The sequence below is a fragment of the Xanthobacter sp. AM11 genome (assembly GCF_047444035.1).
GTDB lineage: Bacteria > Pseudomonadota > Alphaproteobacteria > Rhizobiales > Xanthobacteraceae > Xanthobacter.
In genome coordinates, this window is record NZ_JBLAOA010000001.1 from 923,824 (window position 1) to 943,569 (window position 19,746).

The 19,746-nt window shown below is 70.5% G+C and carries 15 protein-coding genes and 1 pseudogene; 8 read left to right on the forward strand and 8 right to left on the reverse strand.

Annotation, left to right across the window (positions count from 1 at the left end):
* Nucleotides 1-121: 121 nt before the first annotated feature.
* From ACI7BZ_RS04380 to ACI7BZ_RS04390, 3 genes and pseudogenes are all read left to right on the forward strand, one after another.
* Nucleotides 122-1,837, forward strand: a pseudogene (locus tag ACI7BZ_RS04380) (acetate--CoA ligase family protein); the annotation flags it as partial.
* A gap of 55 nt (nucleotides 1,838-1,892) precedes the next feature.
* The gene (locus ACI7BZ_RS04385) at nucleotides 1,893-2,837 is read left to right on the forward strand and encodes a GNAT family N-acetyltransferase (protein ID WP_414115977.1); all 945 of its coding nucleotides are present in this window, start codon (nucleotides 1,893-1,895) and stop codon (nucleotides 2,835-2,837) included.
* Between the two features lie 189 nt (nucleotides 2,838-3,026).
* Entirely contained in the window at nucleotides 3,027-4,358 is a 1,332-nt protein-coding gene (locus ACI7BZ_RS04390) for a putative bifunctional diguanylate cyclase/phosphodiesterase (protein WP_414115978.1), read from the forward strand.
* Nucleotides 4,359-4,380: 22 nt separating this feature from the next.
* On the opposite strand, the gene lysA is transcribed toward ACI7BZ_RS04390, so the two are convergent.
* From lysA to argH, 3 genes are all read right to left on the reverse strand, one after another.
* Entirely contained in the window at nucleotides 4,381-5,649 is a 1,269-nt protein-coding gene (lysA, locus tag ACI7BZ_RS04395; protein ID WP_414115979.1) for a diaminopimelate decarboxylase, read from the reverse strand.
* A gap of 77 nt (nucleotides 5,650-5,726) precedes the next feature.
* The gene (lptM, locus tag ACI7BZ_RS04400; protein ID WP_414115980.1) at nucleotides 5,727-6,026 is read right to left on the reverse strand and encodes an LPS translocon maturation chaperone LptM; all 300 of its coding nucleotides are present in this window, start codon (nucleotides 6,024-6,026) and stop codon (nucleotides 5,727-5,729) included.
* 98 nt (nucleotides 6,027-6,124) lie between these two features.
* A complete protein-coding gene (argH, locus tag ACI7BZ_RS04405) occupies nucleotides 6,125-7,516 on the reverse strand; it encodes an argininosuccinate lyase (protein WP_414115981.1) in 1,392 nt (463 codons plus the stop codon).
* Between the two features lie 16 nt (nucleotides 7,517-7,532).
* Between argH and tlpA the strand changes: the two genes are divergently transcribed.
* The 5 genes from tlpA (at nucleotide 7,533) to ACI7BZ_RS04430 (ending at nucleotide 15,037) form a co-directional block, all read left to right on the forward strand.
* Nucleotides 7,533-8,321: a thiol:disulfide interchange protein TlpA gene (tlpA, locus tag ACI7BZ_RS04410; RefSeq protein ID WP_414115982.1), complete on the forward strand. Its 789-nt coding sequence runs from the start codon at nucleotides 7,533-7,535 to the stop codon at nucleotides 8,319-8,321.
* 245 nt (nucleotides 8,322-8,566) lie between these two features.
* Nucleotides 8,567-9,775, forward strand: a complete 1,209-nt coding sequence (wecB, locus tag ACI7BZ_RS04415; RefSeq protein WP_414115983.1) for a non-hydrolyzing UDP-N-acetylglucosamine 2-epimerase — start codon at nucleotides 8,567-8,569, stop codon at nucleotides 9,773-9,775.
* Between the two features lies 1 nt (nucleotide 9,776).
* On the forward strand, nucleotides 9,777-12,020 hold the full coding sequence (locus ACI7BZ_RS04420) for a hypothetical protein (RefSeq protein WP_414115984.1): 2,244 nt from the start codon (nucleotides 9,777-9,779) through the stop codon (nucleotides 12,018-12,020).
* Between the two features lie 22 nt (nucleotides 12,021-12,042).
* Entirely contained in the window at nucleotides 12,043-14,157 is a 2,115-nt protein-coding gene (locus ACI7BZ_RS04425; protein ID WP_414115985.1) for a glycosyl transferase family protein, read from the forward strand.
* 34 nt (nucleotides 14,158-14,191) lie between these two features.
* Nucleotides 14,192-15,037 carry an alpha-amylase family protein gene (locus ACI7BZ_RS04430; RefSeq protein WP_414115986.1) on the forward strand — a complete coding sequence of 282 codons (846 nt, stop codon included), beginning with the start codon at nucleotides 14,192-14,194 and terminating at the stop codon, nucleotides 15,035-15,037.
* 51 nt (nucleotides 15,038-15,088) lie between these two features.
* Here the strand turns inward: ACI7BZ_RS04430 and purH are convergent, their stop codons facing one another.
* The 5 genes from purH to ACI7BZ_RS04455 all read right to left on the reverse strand — a co-directional run bounded on the left by purH (nucleotide 15,089) and on the right by ACI7BZ_RS04455 (nucleotide 19,701).
* Nucleotides 15,089-16,678: a bifunctional phosphoribosylaminoimidazolecarboxamide formyltransferase/IMP cyclohydrolase gene (gene purH / locus ACI7BZ_RS04435; RefSeq protein ID WP_414115987.1), complete on the reverse strand. Its 1,590-nt coding sequence runs from the start codon at nucleotides 16,676-16,678 to the stop codon at nucleotides 15,089-15,091.
* Nucleotides 16,679-16,783: 105 nt separating this feature from the next.
* A complete protein-coding gene (locus ACI7BZ_RS04440) occupies nucleotides 16,784-17,398 on the reverse strand; it encodes an LbetaH domain-containing protein (RefSeq protein ID WP_414115988.1) in 615 nt (204 codons plus the stop codon).
* Complete coding sequence (locus tag ACI7BZ_RS04445) at nucleotides 17,395-18,105, reverse strand: DUF1045 domain-containing protein (protein WP_414115989.1); 711 nt, start codon at nucleotides 18,103-18,105, stop codon at nucleotides 17,395-17,397. Before ACI7BZ_RS04445 ends, ACI7BZ_RS04440 begins: the two co-directional genes overlap by 4 nt.
* A 15-nt stretch (nucleotides 18,106-18,120) precedes the next feature.
* Nucleotides 18,121-18,762, reverse strand: coding sequence for an MBL fold metallo-hydrolase (locus ACI7BZ_RS04450; protein ID WP_414115990.1), 642 nt, complete (start codon nucleotides 18,760-18,762; stop codon nucleotides 18,121-18,123).
* A gap of 108 nt (nucleotides 18,763-18,870) precedes the next feature.
* On the reverse strand, nucleotides 18,871-19,701 hold the full coding sequence (locus tag ACI7BZ_RS04455) for an alpha/beta hydrolase (RefSeq protein WP_414115991.1): 831 nt from the start codon (nucleotides 19,699-19,701) through the stop codon (nucleotides 18,871-18,873).
* Nucleotides 19,702-19,746 lie beyond the last annotated feature (45 nt).

Consider the following 19,746-nt stretch of genomic DNA (forward strand, 5'->3'; position numbering starts at 1 on the left):
TCGCGCTCCCGGGCCATCATCGGCAATTGGCATTCACCGACCTTTCCTTACGTCATTCGCGTGCGTACCTTCGCCCGGACCGGATCATCCGGCGCCGGGACACCGCAGGACCGAGGCCGCCATGACCACCCGCAATCTCGATGCCCTTTTCCATCCGCGCGCCATCGCCCTCATAGGGGCCAGCAACCGCTCCGGGTCCATCGGGGCCCTGGTGGCCCGCAACCTGTTTGAAGCCGGCTTCGAGGGACCGATTCTCACCGTCAACCCCAAGGAGCGGGCCATCCGCTCCTCCCTGAACTACAGCTCGGTGGCCGACCTGCCGATTCCGGTGGACCTTGCCGTGGTGGCGACCCTCCCGGAGGCGGCGCCGGAGGTGATCGCCCAGCTCGGCGCCCGCGGCTGCCGCGCCGCCGTGGTCCTGGCCGCCGGCTACGGCCCCGGCGAGCGCCACGAGGACCCGGACCTGCGGCAGAAGATGCTGGATGCGGCGCGGCCGCACCTGCTGCGCATCGTCGGCCCCAACGGCCTGGGCTTCCTTTCCACCCGCGCCCACGTCAATGCCAGCCTCGCCCACCTGATGCCGGCCAAGGGCGACGTGGCCTTCGTCAGCCAGTCGGACGGCATGACCGCGGCCGTGCTCGACTGGGCCCATGCCCGCGGCTTCGGCTTCTCCCACGTGATGGCGCTTGGCGAGGGCGCGGACGTGGATTTCGGCGACATGCTGGATCACCTCGCCCTCGACAACACCACGCGCGCCATCCTGCTCTACGTGGAAAACGTCACCGACGCGCGCAAGTTCATGTCCGCCGGGCGCATCGCGGCCCGCGCCAAGCCGGTCATCGTCATCAAGGCCGGCCGCAGCGCGGCCGGTGCCAGGGCGGCCCTGTCGCACACCGGCGTGCTGGCGGGCAGCGATCTCGTCTATGACGCCGCCTTCCGCCGCGCCGGCATGCTGCGGGTGCAGGAGCTGCGCGAGCTGTTCGAGGCGGTCACCACTTTGTCGTCGGGCGTCCGCCTCGCCGGCGACCGCCTCGCGGTGCTCACCAATGGCGGCGGGCCGGGGGTGATGGCGGTGGATGCCCTGGAAGGCACCGCCGGGCACCTGGGCAGCATCACGCCCGCGGGCATGGAGGTGCTCGACAAGGCCCTGCCGTCCTCCTGGTCCCACTCCAACCCGGTGAACATCCAGGGCGACGCCAATGGCGCACGCTACGCTGCCGCGCTGACCGCCCTCCTGGCCGACAAGGGTTCGGACGCCGTGCTGGTGCTGAACAGCCCCCATGCCGTCGCCGACAGCGCGCAGGCGGCCGAGGCCGTGGTCTCCGTGCTGGAAACCCGCCCGCGGGCGCCGGTGCTCACCTGCTGGCTGGGCGAGACGGCGGCCGCCAAGGCGCGGCAGCGGTTCGCCACCCGCCGGATTCCCACCTATGACACGCCCGAAGAGGCCGTGCGCGCCTTCGGCCACCTCGTCTCCTACCAGCGCAACCAGTCGCTGCTGATGGAAACGCCCCCCGCACGCTGCTTCGAGCAGCCGGACCGGGACCAGGCGCGCAAGCTGGTGGAGCAGGTGCTGGCGGCCGGGCGCAGCGCCCTCAGCGAGGCCGAGGCCAAGACGGTTCTGGCGGCCTATGACATTCCCGTGGTGGACACCCGGGTGGCCGCCTCCCCCGAGGAGGCCGGGCGCCTCGCCGAGGAGATCGGCGGTCCGGTGGTGGTCAAGGTGCTGTCTCACGACCTCACCCACAAGTCCGACGTGGGCGGGGTGCGGCTCGACCTGCGCGGCGCCACGGCGGTGGAGGATGCCTGCCGGGCCATCATCGCGTCGGTGGCGGAAAAGCGCCCCGGTGCCCGCGTCGAGGGCTTCACGGTGCAGGCCATGGTCCGCCGGCCCAATGCGCAGGAGCTGCATCGCCGGCATCGCCCACGACCCCACCTTCGGCCCGGTGGTGCTGTTCGGCCAGGGCGGCACGGCGGTGGAGGTCATCAGCGACCGCTCGGTCGCCCTGCCGCCGCTCAATGGCGTGCTGGCCCGGGACATGATCCAGCATACCCGCGTCGCCCGCCTGCTGGCCGGCTATCGCGACCATCCCCCCGCCGACATGGACGCCATCGCCGGGACCCTGATCAAGATCGCCGAGCTGCTGGCCGACCTGCCGCAGATCGCCGAGCTCGACATCAATCCGCTGCTGGCGGACGAGAACGGCGTCATCGCGCTGGATGCGCGCATCATCGTCCACCCCACCCGGGTGGAGGGCACCCACCGCTTCGCCATCAAGCCCTATCCGGCCGAGCAGGAGAAGGTGCTGGAGCTGACCGACGGCTCCTGCGTGGCCCTGCGCCCGATCCGGCCCGAGGACGAGCCCGGGCTGGTGGACGTGGTGCACCGCTCCGACCCGCAGGACGTGCGCATGCGCTTCCTCGGCTCCGTGAAGGACTTCCCCCACCTCATGGCCGCGCGCCTGTCGCAGATCGACTATGACCGCGAGATGGCCTTCGTGGCGGTGGAAGACAATGGCGACATCTGCGGCGTGGTGCGCATCATCGCCGACCCGGACAATGAGGAAGCCGAATACGCCATCATGGTGCGCTCCGACATGAAGGGCAAAGGCCTCGGCTTCCGTCTCATGTCGGAAATCCTCAGCCATGCCAGGAAGCGGGGCCTGTCCCGCGTGTTCGGCGACGTGCTGCGCGAGAACGGCCCGATGCTGCACCTCGCCGAGGACCTCGGCTTCAAGGTGGGTCCCAGCGCCGATGATCATTCGGTGATGCGGGTGGTGCTGGACCTGCCCCGCCAGGCCCGGCTCGCCGAGGCGCAGGCCGCCGGAGCGGAAACCTGAGCGTGCGGCACCGTGCCGTGACATGGCGCTTGCTCCCGCTCAAGCCTGCAGTCAACATGCCCGGGATTTCGGTTTGCGCCCAAACCGGTGTAAGCAGGTCCCGGGACGGGGAGGAAAACCTCGCCGGGGAGTTGCTGCATCTGCGGACCGCGCAACGCACCGGCGGAAAACAATCGGCTGAAGTAAATGGTGAGCGACGCCAACGATGTAGCGGGAGGCCCCTGGAAGTCGGAGTATCTTGCGCTGCACGACCCGGTGACCAGTCTGCCGAACCGCGTCCTGATGATGGAGTTTCTCGCGGGCGCGCTCAGCTCCCCGCGGGAAGGACAGCGCGCGCTTGCGGTCTTCGCCCTCGATATCGACAACTTCAAGCATATCAACGAGACCTTCGGCCTTACCGCGGGTGACCTCGTGCTCGCCGAGGCGGCCCGGCGCATCCGGCGCTGCATCCGCGACAACGACCTCGTGGCCCGGGTGGGCGCGGACGAATTCGTGGTGGTCGCCACCGGCCTCACCGGCGCGCGTTCCGTGGAGGGGCTGTTCCGCCGGCTGCAGACCGCCCTCGGCGTCCCCTTCACCCTGCCCGGCGGCGGCGTCGCCTACCCCACCGCCGACATCGGCATCACCCTTGCCCCGCAGGATGCCGAGGAGGCGGATGCCCTTCTGCACTGCGCCGAGCTGGCGCTGGCGCGGGCCAGGAGCGAGGGGCCCGGCGCCTGCTGCTTCTTCGCCGCCGACATGAATGACGAACTGGCCGGCCGGCGCACGCTGGAAGGCGACCTGCGCCGCGCCATCACCGCCAACGAGTTCGTGCTGTTGTTCCAGCCGCGCTGCGATGCCAAGACGTTGCAGTTGCTCGGCGTGGAGGCGCTCATCCGCTGGGACCATCCCCAGCTGGGCCGCCTGGTGCCGGACGAGTTCGTGCCGCTGGCGGAGAAGAGCGGGCTCGTGGTTCCACTCGGGGAATGGGTGCTGCGCAAGGCATGCGACACCATCTCCCGCCTGCCGGAGCTGAATGTCTCGGTGAATGTCTCGGTCGTGCAGTTCCGCGGCGGGGAGCTGGTGACCACCGTGGAATCGGTGCTCAAGGCCACCGATCTGCCGGCGCACCGGCTGGAGCTCGAGATCACCGAAAGCGTGCTGATCGAGAACACCGACAAGGCCCTCGACATCCTCGAACGCCTGAAGGGCCTCGGGGTGCGGCTGTCCATGGACGATTTCGGAACCGGCTATTCCTCCCTGGGATACCTGCGCACCTTCCCCTTCGACGCCCTGAAGATCGACCGCCGCTTCGTCGGCGATCTCGACCAGAGCAAGGGGGCGCTGGCCATCGTGCAGGCCATCCTCGGCCTCGGCCGGGCGCTCGGCATGCAGGTGGTGGCGGAGGGCGTGGAAACCGAGAGCCAGCTTCAGTGCCTCAAGGCCGATGCCTGCGACGAGGTGCAGGGCTTCTATCTCGGCCGCCCGATGACCGAGGAAGCGCTCCACGCTTATATCGCGGAGCGCCGCGTGGTCTGCTGAAGGCGGGCCGAACGGCCCCGGCTCAGTCCAGCCAGGGCGCCCGGCGGTCGAGCGCGATGATCTCCTCGGCGGTGAACCGCGGGCGCACCAGCGCCGCCGCCGCGCCCCGCACCAGCACTTCCGGCACAAGGGGGCGCGTGTTGTAGGTGCCGGACTGCACCGCGCCATAGGCGCCGGCGGTCATCACCGCCAGCAGGTCGCCGGCCTTCAGCGCCGGCAGCGGCCGGTCGAGGGCGAGGAAATCGCCGGTTTCGCATACCGGGCCCACCACGTCGGCAATCACCATTTGCGCATCGGCCGCCGGCTCGGCTACCGGGACGATGTCGTGGTGCGCCTCGTAGAGAGTGGGGCGGATGAGGTCGTTCATGGCGGCGTCCACCACCACGAAGGTCTTCCCCTCCCCCTGCTTCACATAGATCACCTGCGTGACCAGGATGCCGGCATTGGCCACCAGCATCCGCCCCATCTCGAACACCAGGGGCAGGCGCAGGTCGCCGAGCGCGCGGTTGACCACCGCGGCATAGGCCTCAGGGCTGGGCGGAACCGGGTCCGAGGCGGCATAGGGCACGCCCAGCCCGCCGCCGAGATCCATGTGATGCAAAGCGTGGCCGGCGGCGATCAGGTCCCGCGCCAGTTCCGCCAGCAGGGTCACCGCATTGTCGAACGGCGCCATGTCGGTGATCTGGCTGCCGATATGCATGTCCACGCCGCGCACCGCCAGGCCGGGCAGGCGGGCGGCGCGGTCATAGACCTCCCGCGCGCGGGATATGGGGATGCCGAACTTGGTGGCCGACTTGCCGGTGGAGATCTTCTTGTGGGTCTTCGCATCCACATCCGGATTGACGCGAACGGAGATGGGGGCCACGCGCCCCATGGCCTGCGCCACCTCGGAGAGGGCGGCAAGCTCGGGCTCGCTCTCCACGTTGAAGCACAGGATGCCGGCGGCCAGCGCCTCGGCCATCTCGTCGCGGGTCTTGCCCACCCCGGAAAAGACGATGCGTGCGGCAGGCACCCCGGCGGCGAGGGCGCGCCGCAGCTCGCCGGCCGAAACGATGTCCGCCCCCGCGCCCTGCCGGGCCAGGGTGGCGATCACCGACTGGTTGGAATTGGCCTTCAGCGCATAGCACAGGAGCACGTCGCGCCCCGCGAACGCCTCCATGAACACGCGATAGTGCCGCTCAAGGGTGGCCGAGGAATAGCAATAGAACGGCGTTCGCACGTCCGCGGCGAGGGAGGTGAGGTCCACATCCTCGGCGAAGAGGCGGCCGTTGCGGTAGCTGAAATGATGCATGGAGACGGGGCAGTCCGGGAACGCAGCGCGCGGGAGCCATGGCGGTGCGCCCGCGCGTCAGAGGTCGGCGGCCTGCGTCAGAGCAGGCCGTCGAGAATGAAGGGTTGCTGCGGCCGCTGCACGCCTTGCAGGAGCTGGGAGCCACTGGACGTGGGCTTCTTCTGCGTCTGCCAGTCGGCGTGGGGGGTGGCCGAGTTTTGGATGTCCGTGGAACTGCGGGGCGCCACATAGCTGCCCTCCGCCGTCGCAGCGGCGGCGGGTTTGGACGGGGGCGGCGCGGCCTGCGCGCCGGGCGGCGGCTCCAGCGGCCCCTTCACGCCGCACGCGGCGACGGCGAGGGTGCCGCAAAGGGCCAGAAGAATTCGAAGGCGAAGCATTTCGGGCCGAGCCCTTCCGGGAAAAGTCGCCGCCACTATAGCCGGCGATGCGGCAAAGGCGAGCCCCCGCCGCCGCAGGGCGCCGATGCGAGGCAAGTTCACGCCGCACTGTCTCCCAAACGCTTCAGCCAGCGCCGGGCCTGGGCGCGCACCCGCGACGGCGCCGTGCCGCCATAGGACGTGCGGCTGCGCACCGAGCGCACCACCGAAAGCACGGAGAACACATCCGCCGTGATGCGGCCGTCCACCTCCTGCATCTGCGCGAGGGGCACCTTGTGCAGGGGCACGCCCGCATCCGAGGCCAGTCCGACGATGCGGCCGGTGATGTGGTGCGCCTCGCGGAAGGGAATGTTCAGCGCCCGCACCAGCCAGTCGGCCAGGTCGGTGGCGGTGGAATAGCCCTGGCCCGCCGCCTTCTCCATGCGCTTCTCGTCGGGCACCAGGTCGCGCACCATGCCGGCGCTGGCGGCCACCACCAGGGACAGGGCGGAGAAGGCATCGAACGCGCCTTCCTTGTCCTCCTGCATGTCCTTGGCATAGGCCAGCGGCAGGCCCTTCATCACCACCAGGATGCCGGTGAGCGCGCCGATGATGCGCCCGGCCTTGGCGCGCACCAGCTCGGCGGCGTCCGGGTTGCGCTTCTGCGGCATGATGGACGAGCCGGTGGTGAAGGCGTCGGACAGCTTCACCAGCGCGAACGACGGCGAGGTCCAGATCACCACCTCCTCGGCGAAGCGCGAGAGGTGCACGGCGCAGATGGAGGCGGCGGCCAGGGTCTCCATTACGAAGTCGCGGTCGGAGACGGCATCCAGCGAATTGGCGGTGGGCCGGTCGAAGCCCAGCGCCTGCGCCGTCGCCTCGCGGTCGATGGGGAAGGAGGTGCCGGCCAGCGCCGCCGAGCCCAGCGGGCATTCGTTCAGCCGCTTGCGCGCATCGGCGAGGCGGCCGCGGTCGCGCGCCACCATCTCCACATAGGCCATCAGGTGGTGGCCGAAGGTGACCGGCTGGGCGGTCTGCAGATGGGTGAAGCCGGGCATGACGGTGGCGGCGTGGGCCAGCGCCTTTTCCGCCAGCGCGCGCTGGAGGTCGGCCAGCTGCGCGTCGAGGGCGTCCAGCGTGTCGCGCACATAAAGACGGAAGTCGGTGGCCACCTGGTCGTTGCGCGAGCGGGCGGTGTGCAGGCGCCCGGCCGGCGCGCCGATAAGTTCGGCGAGGCGCGATTCCACGTTCATGTGGATGTCCTCCAGCTCGCGCCGGAAGGAGAATTTGCCCGCCTCGATCTCTGACAGGATCGTGTCTAGACCCTTGGCGATCTTGTCGGCATCTTTCGCCGCCACGATGCCCTGGGCCGCGAGCATCTTCGCGTGGGCCTTGGAGCCGGCAATGTCCTGCGCATAAAGACGCTGGTCGAAGCCGATGGAGGCGTTGATCTCCTCCATGATGGCGTCGGGGGCGGAGCTGAACCGCCCGCCCCACATCTTGTTGCTCATGACGGACCCTCCGCTGATGACCGATGCCGACCCGCCCCACGCCACCGATGAACCAGAAACCCGCCCCGGCACGCCGGCCGGCGGACGCCGCTGGCGGTTCGGAACAATCGGCCTGATTACGCTGGCGACGCTGGCGGGCGCCGTGGCCGGCGCGCTCGCCCTATACGGGATGAACCGGCTCCCCGGCAATGCACCGGCGGCGCAAACCTCCGCCGGCGCCGCCCCCGAGCGTGCCGCGACCGCTGCCGACCCGGCCTGCGCCGGCACGGTGGAGCGCGCCCGTGCGCTGGCCCCGCTGGTGAAGGGAGACGTGGCCGGCCTCGCCCTCGCCACCGAGCCGCGGCGCCTGCCGCCCCTCGCCTTCACCGATGCGGCCGGCAAGCCCGTCAGCCTCTCCGATCTGAAGGGGCGGGTGCTGCTGGTGAATCTTTGGGCCACCTGGTGCGTGCCCTGCCGCAAGGAGATGCCGGCCCTCGACGCCCTGGAGGGGGCGGCCGGCGGGCCGGACTTCCAGGTGGTGGCCATCAATCTGGACACCCGCGACCCGGAGAAGCCGCGTACGTTCCTCTCCGACATCGGAGTGAAGCACCTCGCCTATTTCGCCGATCCCGCCACCCGGACCTTCCAGTCCCTGCGCACGGTCGGCCGCGGCTTCGGGCTGCCCACCACCCTTCTGGTGGACCGCGACGGCTGCGAGATGGCCTATCTGGCCGGCCCCGCGGAATGGGGCGGGGACGACGCCCGGGCCCTCATCCAGGCCGCGGTCGGCACCCGGCGGGCGGACGCTGCGCCCCCGGCCCGTTGAGGGCGAAGGTACGCCGCGGCAGCCATCGCGCCCGCGCTTAAGCCTCCTGCAACCTTCTGGCGGCAGACTGCGCCTGCATCACGGGGGCGTCGCCCGCACCTGTGATGCCGTCTGGCCGGACATCACATGCCTTCGCGACATCTCAGGTTGCGATTCACGTCCGGGGGATGGTAAAAATCATTATCTTGACAGCACGCGTCACATTTCCCCGAAATCGAATCACTGGTGACGATCCCTTGAAAATATTGTCGATTTTCGGAACGCGGCCGGAGGCCATCAAGATGGCACCGCTGGTTCAGGCCCTGGGCCGCGAGCCATCGGTGACATCCCTGGTGTGCGTCACCGGACAGCATCGCGAAATGCTGGACCAGGTGCTCGCCCTGTTCGAGATCCGCCCGGACTTCGATCTCGGCCTCATGGCCCACAATCAGGGGCTGAACGTGCTGGCCGGGGCGGCCCTCTCCAGCCTTGACGTCGTGCTCGCACAGGTTGCGCCGGACCGTGTACTCGTTCACGGCGACACGACCACCGCCATGGCGGCGACGCTGGCCGCCTTCCACCGCCGCATTCCGGTGGGCCATGTGGAGGCGGGGCTGCGCACCTATCACCTGGCGCAACCCTTCCCGGAGGAGATGAACCGCCGCGTGGTGGACATCGCCAGCGACCTGCTGTTCGCCCCCACCGCGCGGGCGAAGGCCAATTTGGAAGCCGAGCGGCTCGAAGGGGAGATCATCGTCACCGGCAACACCGTGATCGACGCGCTGCAGGCCACCCTGGCGCGCATCGACGCAGATGCCGCCCTGCGCGATAAGCTGGATGCCGCCCTTCCGGCGCTGGACCCCCGCAAGCGCATCCTCCTCGTCACCGGCCACCGCCGGGAGAATTTCGGCGACGGCTTCCGCAACATCTGCGACGCGCTGCGCGACCTGTCCGCCCGCGACGACGTGGAGATCGTCTATCCCGTCCACCTCAACCCCAATGTGAAGGGCCCCGTCGGCGAGGCGCTTTCCGGGCGTGCGAACGTGCACCTGATACCGCCGCAGGATTACCTGCCGTTCCTGCGGCTGATGCAGCGGGCCCACATGGTCCTCACCGATTCCGGCGGCGTGCAGGAGGAGGCCCCGGCCCTCGGCAAGCCGGTGCTGGTCCTGCGCGACGTGACCGAGCGCCCGGAGGCCGTGGACGCGGGAACCGTGCAACTGGTGGGCACCGCCCGCAGCGCCATCGTGCGCGCGGCCGCCCGCCTGCTCGACGACGCCGACGCCTATGCCGCCTACGCGGCCCGAATCAATCCCTATGGCGACGGACACGCCTGCCGCCGCATCGTGGACTGCATCTGCGGACGGCCCGTGCAGGAATTCTCGCCCACGGGCGGGAAGTCCGGCATGTCCGGCTCCGCTGCTCCATCGCCCCGGCAGACTGCCGCCCTCGACGCCATGCTCGTGAGAAACTGACATGAGACCTCATCACGCCTTCCGCACGTGGCGCGGCGCCGGCCCCGCCGGCTTCGCCCCGGGCCTCATGGCCGGCGCCCTTCTCGCCAGCGCCCTCCTCGCCGCCCCGGCTGCCGCGCAGACCTCCGACCCGGTGCTCGCCGCCGTGCAGGAGCGCGCCGCCGACACGCGGGTGACGCGCTCCTTCAGCCTCGGCGACCTCGGCATCGACGGGCCGGTGGTGCTCCAGGGCATGGACGCCCGGCGCGACATCTACCTGCCGGTGCCGGCGGGCGTGCCGATCCAGGACGCCAGCATCAACATCGACGGCGAATATCTGCGGGGCGACGGCGGCCGCGCCACCATGGTCCTTTCGGTGGACGGCGTGCCCGTCTTCTCCCGCCGCCTGGAAGGCGAGAGCGGCAGCGCATCCACGGTCCTGCCGGTGGACGGACGGCCGCGCGAGACCGGCTTCGTGCGCTTCGGCACCGCCTGGTCCTCGGTCATCGGCGAATATCTCTGCGCCGACGAGCGCGGCATCGGCAACGTGCTGAAACTCAGCCCCAAGAGCCGCTTCACCTACACCTACGACGCCTCCCAGGTGCGCGACCTCTCCACCGCCTGGAGCGCCATGCCCGGCTCCGGCTCCCTGCTGGTGGCCGGCGGCACCCTCTCCAAGGACGCCTACGACACCGCCTGGCGCCTGGGCCTCGCCCTTGAATCCGCCGGCAAGCGGCTGATCGTGAAGACCCTGCCCGCCATCGGCGACGAGGTGGACCTGTCCGGCCTCGACGTGCCGGCCTCCCTGCGCGTGGTGGCGCCGTTCTCGTCCTTCGTGGACGTGAAGTCCTACCGCATCCGGGATGCGGCCGAGCTCGGTGCGCTCCTGGTGCTGCCCGGCTCGCCCATCGGCGCCGACGTCGCCGTGGCGGACGGTGCGCTGCTCTCCGCGGTCCGCGGCGCCCTGGATGCGCTCGCCGCCCGCCTCGGCAACGCCTCCGCCGCCTTCACCGAATGGCGCGGCAAGGCCGCGAGCCTTGGTTCCGTCACCGTGGCGGCGGACGAGATGACCCTGCAGACCCTCGCCGGCCGGCCTGTCATCGCCGTGGGCGGGGGCGCGGGCGGCAAGGCCACCCAGCTGTTCGACGGCTTCTGGCGCACCTCCCTCGCGGCCGGCACGGTCACTGTGCGCGCCGTGGACTCGGTGCCGGAAAAGGCCTCCTCGGTGCCCCTGTCGCGCCTCGGGCCGGCCCAGGGCAATCTCGACGTGCTGGCGCGCGGCGACTGGGTGGTGAGCTTCGACCTCGCCGCGGCCACCGGCGGCTCCAGCCTGCCCAGCCGCCTCAACCTCGACGTGGCGGCCGCCCCCGGCGCCTCGGCCTCCGAGCCGGTGGTGGCGGTGTTCCTGAACGACGTGCTGCTGGCCGCCAAGCGGCTGGAGGCCAACGGCCAGCCCGAACACCTGTCGGCCGCGGTGCCGACCTATGCGCTCGCCGCCCGCAACGTGCTGCGCGTGACCTTCCAGCGCCAGCCGGTCAGCGACCGCTGCCGCGAGACGCCGCAGGCCTTCCCGGTCTCGGTTCTGCCCACCAGCCATTTCGAGCTGGGCGGCAGCGTGCCCGGCGGCGACTTCCTGGGCATCATCTCCGCCATGACCACGGGCGGGCGCCTGGTGGTGCCCGACACCTACCTCTCCACCGCCCGTTCCAGCCTGCCCCGCGTGGTGCGGGCGGCGGCCGCCGCCGGCCTGCCGACGGCCAGCAGCACCTTCGACGTGATCGCCACCGGCGCCCCCTTCCGGGCCACCAGCGGCGGCTTCGTCGCCCTCGACGTGCCGGTCCAGGGTGTCACCCAGAAGGCCCGCGTCGATGGCGACCGCCTCGTGGTCGGCACCGACGAGAAGGCCCGCCTGCTGGACATCACCGGCCTCAAGAACGTGGCCCTGGTGCAGGCCGTGCGCGGCGACGACACCCGCGGCATCCTCTGGCAGAGCATCGGCCCCGTGCCCATGACCCCCGCCAAGCCGGTCCGCCTCTCCCGCGGCGACGTGGCCCTGGTGGGGATGGACGGGACCCTGACGGAGCTCACCGCCTCCGGCGCCCCGCTGGGCACCATCCGTGTCGCCGACACGGATGGCCCGTCCGGCACCCTGCAGCGCCTGTGGCAGAATTCCGCCGACTGGGGCATCCCGCTGGGCATCGGCGTCGCCGCCTTGTTCTTCCTGCTGCTGATCCGCGCGTCGCACGTGCGTCGCCGCGGCAACTGATCGACCTGCAGGAGCCCCCGCCATGTCGCTCTACTGGCCCTATATGCTGGCCGACTACATCCGCTTCGTAGAATATGTGGCGGCGGTCGTGGCGGTGGTCATCCTCATCTCGTCCCTCGACGACCTGTTCGTGGACGCCTGGTACTGGGGGCGGCGGATCTACCGCCGCTTCGTCATCGAGCCGTTCATCCGGCCGCTGACCCCCAACGCCCTCTACCAGAGGGACGAGCAGCCGCTCGCGATCATGATTCCCGCCTGGCAGGAATCGGCGGTGATCGCCGCCATGATCGAGAACATGGTGAGCGTGCTGGACTACCGGCGATACATGATCTTCGTCGGCACCTATCCGAACGACCCGGAAACCATCGCCGAGGTCGAGCGCATGCGCCGGCGCTACAAGCAGCTGGTGCGGGTGGAAACGCGCGCGCCCGGCCCCACCAACAAGGCCGACTGCCTCAATGCCGTGGTCCGCGCCATCTTCCAGCACGAGCAGATGTCCGGCACCGAATTCGCCGGCCTGGTGCTGCACGACAGCGAGGACGTGCTCCATCCGCTGGAGCTGCGCTTCTTCAACTATCTTCTCCCGCGCAAGGACCTCATCCAGATCCCGGTGCTCTCGCTGGAGCGCCACTGGTCGGAACTGGTGGCCGGCATCTACATGGACGAGTTCGCCGAGTGGCACGCCAAGGACCTCGTGGTGCGCGAGAGCGTGGCCGGGTCCGTGCCGTCGGCGGGCGTGGGAACCTGCTTCTCGCGCAAGGCCATCCTCCACCTGCTCAGCCAGAATGACGGGGATGCCTTCAACACCTCCAGCCTCACCGAGGACTACGACATCAGCGCCCGGCTCCACGAGGCGCACATGCAGTCCATCATCGCCCGCCTGCCGGTGGAATACCGGGTGAAGCGCGAATCCTTCTTCGGCTTCGGGCCGGACCGGGAAGTGCACCTCACCATGCCCCTGTGCGTCCGCGAATTCTTCCCGGACACCTTCCGCACCTCCTACCGCCAGAAGGCGCGCTGGTCGCTGGGCATCTCCTTCCAGGGCTGGAGCCAGATCGGCTGGCGCGGGAGCCTTGCGGCCAAATACTTCCTGTTCCGCGACCGCAAGGGCATCATCACCTCCATCGTGGCGGTGCTGGCCTATGTGGTGGCGGCCCACTTCCTCATCATCTATGCCGCCTCGTCCCTCGGGGTCCTGCCGGCGCGCTTCCCCTCCATCTTCGCCACCGAATCCTGGCTGCTGGCGGTGCTGACCGCCAACGCCATCGCCTTCGCGCTGCGCCTCATCCAGCGCTTCTACTTCGTCACCCGAATCTATGGCTGGGAACAGGGCATCATGTCCGTTCCGCGGGTGGTGATGAGCAATTTCGTCAACTTTGCCGCCACCATGCGGGCCTGGTACCTTTATCTAGGCCATGTCTTCCTCGGCCGGCGCATCGTGTGGGACAAGACCGCGCACGACTTCCCCGACGCCGCCGAATTCCGCCAGCAGCGCCAGCGCCTGGGCGAGCTGCTGCTCACCTGGCAGGCGGTGCTGCCGGAGCAGGTGGAGGAGGCGCTGGCCATCCAGGACGAGCGCCAGCAGCCCCTCGGCCGCATCCTGGTCTCGCGCGGCTGGCTCGACGAGGAAACGCTGGCCGAGGCCATCGCCTACCAGTCGAACCTGCCCCGCACCCATGTGACCGAGCATTTGCTGCGGCAGTTCAACGACCTGTTGCCCATCGACCTGATGGTGCGCCGGCGCGTGCTGCCCATGGGCAAGGACGAGACCGGCCGGCTGGTGGTGGCCGTCGCCTCCCCCCTGAGCGATCGGGCGCTGGACGAGCTGCGAGTCGCCGTAGGCGACGCGCCGGTGCAGCACATTGCGCGCGAAGGCGAAATCAACGACGGATTGCGCCTGCTGCGCGGCGTGGCGACGGACATCGAGGGGCAGCGATCGGCGCCGCTCCTGGGCGACCTGCTGCTGGAGAAGGGCTTCATGCAGCGCGAGGCGTTCGAGGCGGCCATGGAGCATTACCGTCCCGACGTGGACGGGCGCATCGGTGAATATCTGGTGCGCTGCGGCATCGTGAAGGAAGATGCGCTGATGGCCACCGTCCGCGAGCAGGAACGCCGCCTCACAGTCGTCACGGCATGAGCCGCGCCGGGCGGACCGCGGTGGGGCCGGCGCGATGAAGCGCCGGGCCTTCCTCATCGCCGGCGCGGGTGCGGCCGCCCTGCTCGGGCTCGACCTCGCCCTCACCTTGCGGCGGCCGACCTCCCCCGCCCTCATGACCGGAGTGGTCTGGCAGCTCCATGCCGGCGCCCTCGACCCGCGCGGCGACTGGGATCTCCTCGGCGCGCGGAGCCTTCTGCTGCAATGGATGGTGGCGGACGGCACCGCCTTCGTCCCCGGCCTCGGCCTGCCGCTGATCGCCAATGCGCCCAACTGGCAGCGGATCGCCCGCGAGCCCTGGGCCCGCAGCATCATCGCCGGCCTTGCCGGCAGCTTCAATGAGCCCACCGCCCGCCGGAACGTGGCGGAACTGGCGGCGCTGTCCGCCCGCATCGCCGCCAAGCCCCTGCCCTTCGAGGCGGCGGGCTTCTATTTCCCGGTGGAGGCCGACCCCACATGGAGCGGGGTTGCCGACCTGGGCCGGCTTTTGGCGCCCATTGCGCGGCCGCTCTGGGTCAGTGCCTATGACAATTCCAATGTCGGTCCCGGCGCCATGGCGGACTGGGTTTCCAGCTGGCTGCCGGCCGATGTGGGGCTGTTCTTCCAGGATGGGGTGGGCATCCACACCCGCACGCCGGAGGCGGCCCGGGCCTATGCCACGGCCCTTTCGGAGCGGCTCGGGGCGCATCGCTTCAAGCTGATCGCCGAGGCGTTCCGTCCGGCCCCCGGCGGCAGCTTCCGCGCCGCCACCGCCGCCGAGCTGAGGCCGCAGCTCCAGATGTACGCGGGCTTCGACGTGTTCGTGTTCGACGGCCCCCATTATCTGGACCGGGTGATGGTGCAGGACCTGCTGGCGGGCTGATCTACTGGCCGGCTGAGCCCTCCGGCGGCACTCGGCACCGTCCCCCCCGCCTCAGTGGCGGAAGTGGCGCACCCCGGTGAACACCATGGCGAGGCCGGCCGCGTCCGCCGCCGCGATCACCTCGGCGTCGCGCATGGAGCCGCCCGGCTGGATCACCGCGGTGGCTCCCGCCTCCACCGCGGCCATCAGCCCGTCGGCGAAGGGGAAGAAGGCGTCGGAGGCCACCACCGAGCCCTTGGTGAGCGGCTCGGACAGGCCGGCCGCCTCGGCGGCGTCCAGCGCCTTGCGGGCGGCGATGCGGGCGCTGTCCACCCGGCTCATCTGCCCGGCGCCGATGCCCACGGTGGCGGCGTCCCGGGCGTAGATGATGGTGTTGGACTTCACATGCTTGGCCACGCGGAAGGCGAAGCGCAGGTCGGCCAGCTCCGCGTCGGTGGGCGCGCGCTTGGTGACGACGGTCAGCTCCAGGTCGTCGGCGCTCACATTGTCCCGGCCCTGAACCAGCAGGCCTCCGGCCACGGTCTTCACCACCAGGCCCGGAGCGCGGGGGTCGGGCAGGGCGCCGGTGAGGAGCAGGCGCAGGTTCTTCTTGGCGCCCACCAAAGCGATGGCCTCCTCGGTGGCGTCGGGGGCGACGATCACCTCGGTGAAGATCTCCACCATGGCGCGGGCCGCCTGAGCGTCCAGGGTGCGGTTGACGGCGATGATGCCGCCGAAGGCCGACACCGGGTCGCAGGCCAGCGCCTTGCGATAGGCCTCCTCCAGCGAGGCGCCCTCGGCCACGCCGCAGGGGTTGGCGTGCTTGACGATCACCACCGCCGCGGTGCGGCCGGGATGGAATTCGGACACCGCCTCGAAGGCGGCGTCGGTGTCGTTGATGTTGTTGTAGGAGAGCTGCTTGCCCTGCACCTGCCGGGCGGTGGCGACGCCGGGGCGGATCTCGTCCGAGGCATAGAAGGCCGCGGTCTGGTGCGGGTTCTCGCCATAGCGCAGGGCCTCGATGAGCCGGCCGCCCACGGCCCGGAAGGCCGGGGCCTCCTCCTTCAGCTCGCGGGCGAACCAGTTGGAGATGGCGGCGTCATAGGCGGCGGTGCGGGCATAGGCCTTCTGGGCGAGGCGCCGGCGCAGGGCCAAAGTGGTGCCGCCATGCTCGGTGATCTCGGCGATCACGGCGTCATAGTCGGCCGCCTCCACCACCACGCTCACGTCGTCATGGTTCTTGGCGGCGCCGCGGATGAGGGCCGGGCCGCCGATGTCGATATTCTCGATGGTCTCCTCGAAGCCGGCCTTGCGCGCCACGGTGGCCTCGAACGGATAGAGATTGACCACCACCAGGTCGATGGGGGCGATGGCGTGCTCGGCCAGGGAGGCCTGGTGCCCGGCATCAGCGCGAATGGCGAGGATGCCGCCGTGCACCTTGGGGTGCAGGGTCTTCACCCGCCCGTCCATCATCTCGGGAAAGCCGGTGAGCTCGCTCACGTCCTTCACCGCAAGTCCGGCATCGGCCAGCGCCCTGGCAGTGCCGCCGGTGGACACGAGCTCCACCCCATGGGCCACCAAGGCGGTGGCGAACGGCACGAGACCCGTCTTGTCGGACACCGAAAGGAGGGCGCGGGTCACGGGACGGATATGTGCGGTCATGGACGGCTCCAGGGGTCAAGTCGCCGCTCGCCTATCATTATTGCGCCCACATCGCCAGCACCCCGGCGCGCAGCCGCCATGCGGCAGGGCAGCACCGCCCCCGCCTCAGGCGCCGTATTTCTCCAGGAAGGCCTCGATGGGCAGGGCGCGGAAATCCGGCAGGGCGGCGCGCAGGGCGGCGTGGTCCCAGTCCCACCAGGCGAGACGCTGCAGGCGCTCGGCAATGTCCGGCGCAAACCGCCATTTCACCTGCCGCGCCGGCACGCCGGCAACGATGGCATAGGCCGGCACGTCCCTGGACACCACCGCGCCCGCCGCCACCACCGCCCCGGTGCCCACGCTGCGCCCGGCCAGCACCACCGCCCCGTGGCCGATCCACACGTCGTGGCCCAAGGTGAGCCGCTGCGCCCGGCGCCAGGCGAAGAACGCCGCCTCGTCCGCCTCGCCGGGGAAATAGGCCGAGGCGCGATAGGTGAAATGGGCCTGCGAGGCGCGCCAGGTGGGGTGGTTGCCGGGATTGAGCCGGGTCATGGCGGCGATGGAGCAGAACTTGCCGATGCCCGCATAGGCGATGTCGGCATCGTTCACCACATAGGAATAATCGCCCATCTCCACTTCCAGCAGCTTGGTGCGGGCCCCCACCTCGGTGTAGCGGCCGAGAGTGGAGGCCTGGACCCGCGCGGTGGGATCAATGAGGGGCGCTTCGCCGAGAACCTTCATGGACAGGGCCTTCCCAGGGGAATGCGGCGCACCAGGCGGAACCGCGCCTGCGGCGTCTCCTGCACAAAGTGGCCCACATGGTCGATGGTCACCGGCTTGTCGGCGCCGCTGCCGGCGAAGGCATCGCGCAGCGCATTGAGGGCATGGTCGCGCACGCCCTCCGGCAGGGGACCGGTGAGGGTCATGTGGAAACGGAACTCGTCCAGCACATAAGGGTAGCCATAGGCCTCCAGATAGCCGGACTGCCGGGCGGAGAGGCGGTCCGGCCGGCGCCGGGCGATCTCCGCCGGGCTGAGCGGCGCGCGCACCGGCTCCAGGTCCAGCACCAGGCAGCGGGCGAGGTCCTCCAGCACCGGCACCGGCGCCGGCGGAACGAGCGCCACGAACGGCCCCAGCGCCTGCGCCACCAGCGGCGGCAGCTCGAACGGGTGGTGCAGGGCGAGGCAGGCGGCAAGGGCGGCGTCGAAATCGGCCCCGGTGCAGTCCTCGGCGAGGCGGAACGGCGCCTTCAGGGTGCCGTGGAAGCCGTAGCGCCGCGGTTCGGCGGCAATCTCCCGCCAGCCCTGCGCGTCGAAGCCCGGCAGGTCCGGCGCCTCGGGCTCGGCACCGGTTTCGGCATCATAGCCGAGCACGGCCGAGCCGAAGCGCCACAGGGCGCTTTCCGCCGGCGGCGCGAGATAAAGGGCATGGCGCCTCGATGCGGTCACGGCGCAAGCTCCGCGTCAGCGGGGAAGGAAGGGATTGTGGGCCTTCTCGTCGGCGATGCTGGTGACCGGCCCGTGGCCGGGCAGGCACACCACGCCGTCGCCCAGCGGCAGCAGCTTTTCCACGATGCCGGAGATGAGCAGGTCGTGATCCCCATAGGGAAAGTCCGTGCGCCCCACCGAGCCGCGGAACAGGGTGTCGCCGACAATGGCGATGCCGGCGGGCGGATAGACGAACACCAGATGCCCCGGAGTGTGGCCGGGCACGTGCAGCACATCGAGGGACAATTCACCCACGGTGAGGCTGTCGCCTTCCGCGAGGTAGCGGTCGGGCGTCACCGCCCGGGCGCCTTCCATGCCGAACTTCGCCGCGGCGGCGGGAATGTCGTCCATGATGAACTGGTCGGCGGCGCCCGGCCCCACCACCTCCACCCCGAGGGCCTGCGCCAGCTCGGCCGCGCCGGCGGCGTGGTCCACATGGCCGTGGGTGAGCAGGATCTTCTCCACGCTCACGCCGGTTTCGGCCAGGGCGGCGCGGATCTTGTCGAGGTCGCCGCCGGGGTCGATCACTGCCCCCTTCATGGTCTTCGTGCACCACAGGATGGAGCAGTTCTGCGCGAAGGGGGTCACCGGGACGATGGCGATCTGGATGGGTTGCATGACGGCTCCGCTGGAGACGATGGGCCGCCGGAGGCGCCCGCGCGGGGCGGGCGGGGCCGGCCCCGGTTCAGGAGAAAAACGTGATGGCGCGCGGGGCCGCGGCTGGCCTCACCGCGCCACCGACTGCGCCATCTCCACCAGGCGGCGCACCATGTGGGAGGAGGGATCGGCCAGCGCATCCACCACGGTGAAATGGTTGGCGCCCGCCACCTCGTGGCAGGCGGTGCGCGCCCCCCGGGCAGCCCATGCGGCGGCAAGGTCGCGCCCCTGGCGCAGGAATTCCGCGCTTTCCGCGCCGCCGGCGAAGGTTTCGAACACGCGCCCCGGCGGCAGCGGCCAGAGCACCGGCGACAGGCGCCGCGCCTCCTCGGCGTCGAGGTGGAGGGCCTTGTTCATCTGCGTGGCGATCAGCGGCTCCAGGTCGTAGACGCCGGAAATGCCGATGCCGGCCGGCACGATGTCGTCGGGCGTGTCCACATCCAGCTCGCGCCAGGAGGTGGCGGCGAGGGCAGCGGCCAGATGCCCGCCGGCGGAATGCCCGCTCACCGCGATGGGGTGGCCCACCAGGCGATAGAGGGTGAGGGTCGCGGCCCGCACCTGGGCCAGGATGGTGCCCACCGGCACCAGCGGGGCAAGGTCGTAGCCCGCCAGCGCCAGCGCCACCCCATGGGCGAGGCAGCCGGCGGCGGCGAAGGAGAAGTCCCGCGGGTGCAGCGATTGCCAGTAGCCGCCATGGATGAACAGGGCCACCGGGGCCTGCCGGTCCGGCGCCGGCCAGAAGATGTCGAGGAACTGCCGCGGATCGGGGCCGTAGGGCACGCCGAGGTCGGCGGCCACCGCCGCGCCGCGGAAGGCGGCCGAGCTCTTGGCCCAGCGCTCGAAGATGGCCGGATGGTCGCTCACCCGGGCGCGATTGTTGTATTCGACCTCGTAATCCATCCCGCCTCCCGGAGCCGGCCGGGGCAACCCGCCGGCGCGTGCAAT

What these genes read in the sequence shown, in the direction of transcription:
- ACI7BZ_RS04385 (WP_414115977.1), top strand. Translation starts at nt 1,893, where the DNA reads ATGCGCAGGAGCTGCATCGCCGGCATCGCCCACGACCCCACCTTCGGC.
- lysA (WP_414115979.1), bottom strand. Translation starts at nt 5,649, where the DNA reads ATGCATCATTTCAGCTACCGCAACGGCCGCCTCTTCGCCGAGGATGTG.
- lptM (WP_414115980.1), bottom strand. Translation starts at nt 6,026, where the DNA reads ATGCTTCGCCTTCGAATTCTTCTGGCCCTTTGCGGCACCCTCGCCGTC.
- argH (WP_414115981.1), bottom strand. Translation starts at nt 7,516, where the DNA reads ATGAGCAACAAGATGTGGGGCGGGCGGTTCAGCTCCGCCCCCGACGCC.
- tlpA (WP_414115982.1), top strand. Translation starts at nt 7,533, where the DNA reads ATGACCGATGCCGACCCGCCCCACGCCACCGATGAACCAGAAACCCGC.
- ACI7BZ_RS04420 (WP_414115984.1), top strand. Translation starts at nt 9,777, where the DNA reads ATGAGACCTCATCACGCCTTCCGCACGTGGCGCGGCGCCGGCCCCGCC.
- ACI7BZ_RS04425 (WP_414115985.1), top strand. Translation starts at nt 12,043, where the DNA reads ATGTCGCTCTACTGGCCCTATATGCTGGCCGACTACATCCGCTTCGTA.
- ACI7BZ_RS04430 (WP_414115986.1), top strand. Translation starts at nt 14,192, where the DNA reads ATGAAGCGCCGGGCCTTCCTCATCGCCGGCGCGGGTGCGGCCGCCCTG.
- purH (WP_414115987.1), bottom strand. Translation starts at nt 16,678, where the DNA reads ATGACCGCACATATCCGTCCCGTGACCCGCGCCCTCCTTTCGGTGTCC.
- ACI7BZ_RS04440 (WP_414115988.1), bottom strand. Translation starts at nt 17,398, where the DNA reads ATGAAGGTTCTCGGCGAAGCGCCCCTCATTGATCCCACCGCGCGGGTC.
- ACI7BZ_RS04450 (WP_414115990.1), bottom strand. Translation starts at nt 18,762, where the DNA reads ATGCAACCCATCCAGATCGCCATCGTCCCGGTGACCCCCTTCGCGCAG.
- ACI7BZ_RS04455 (WP_414115991.1), bottom strand. Translation starts at nt 19,701, where the DNA reads ATGGATTACGAGGTCGAATACAACAATCGCGCCCGGGTGAGCGACCAT.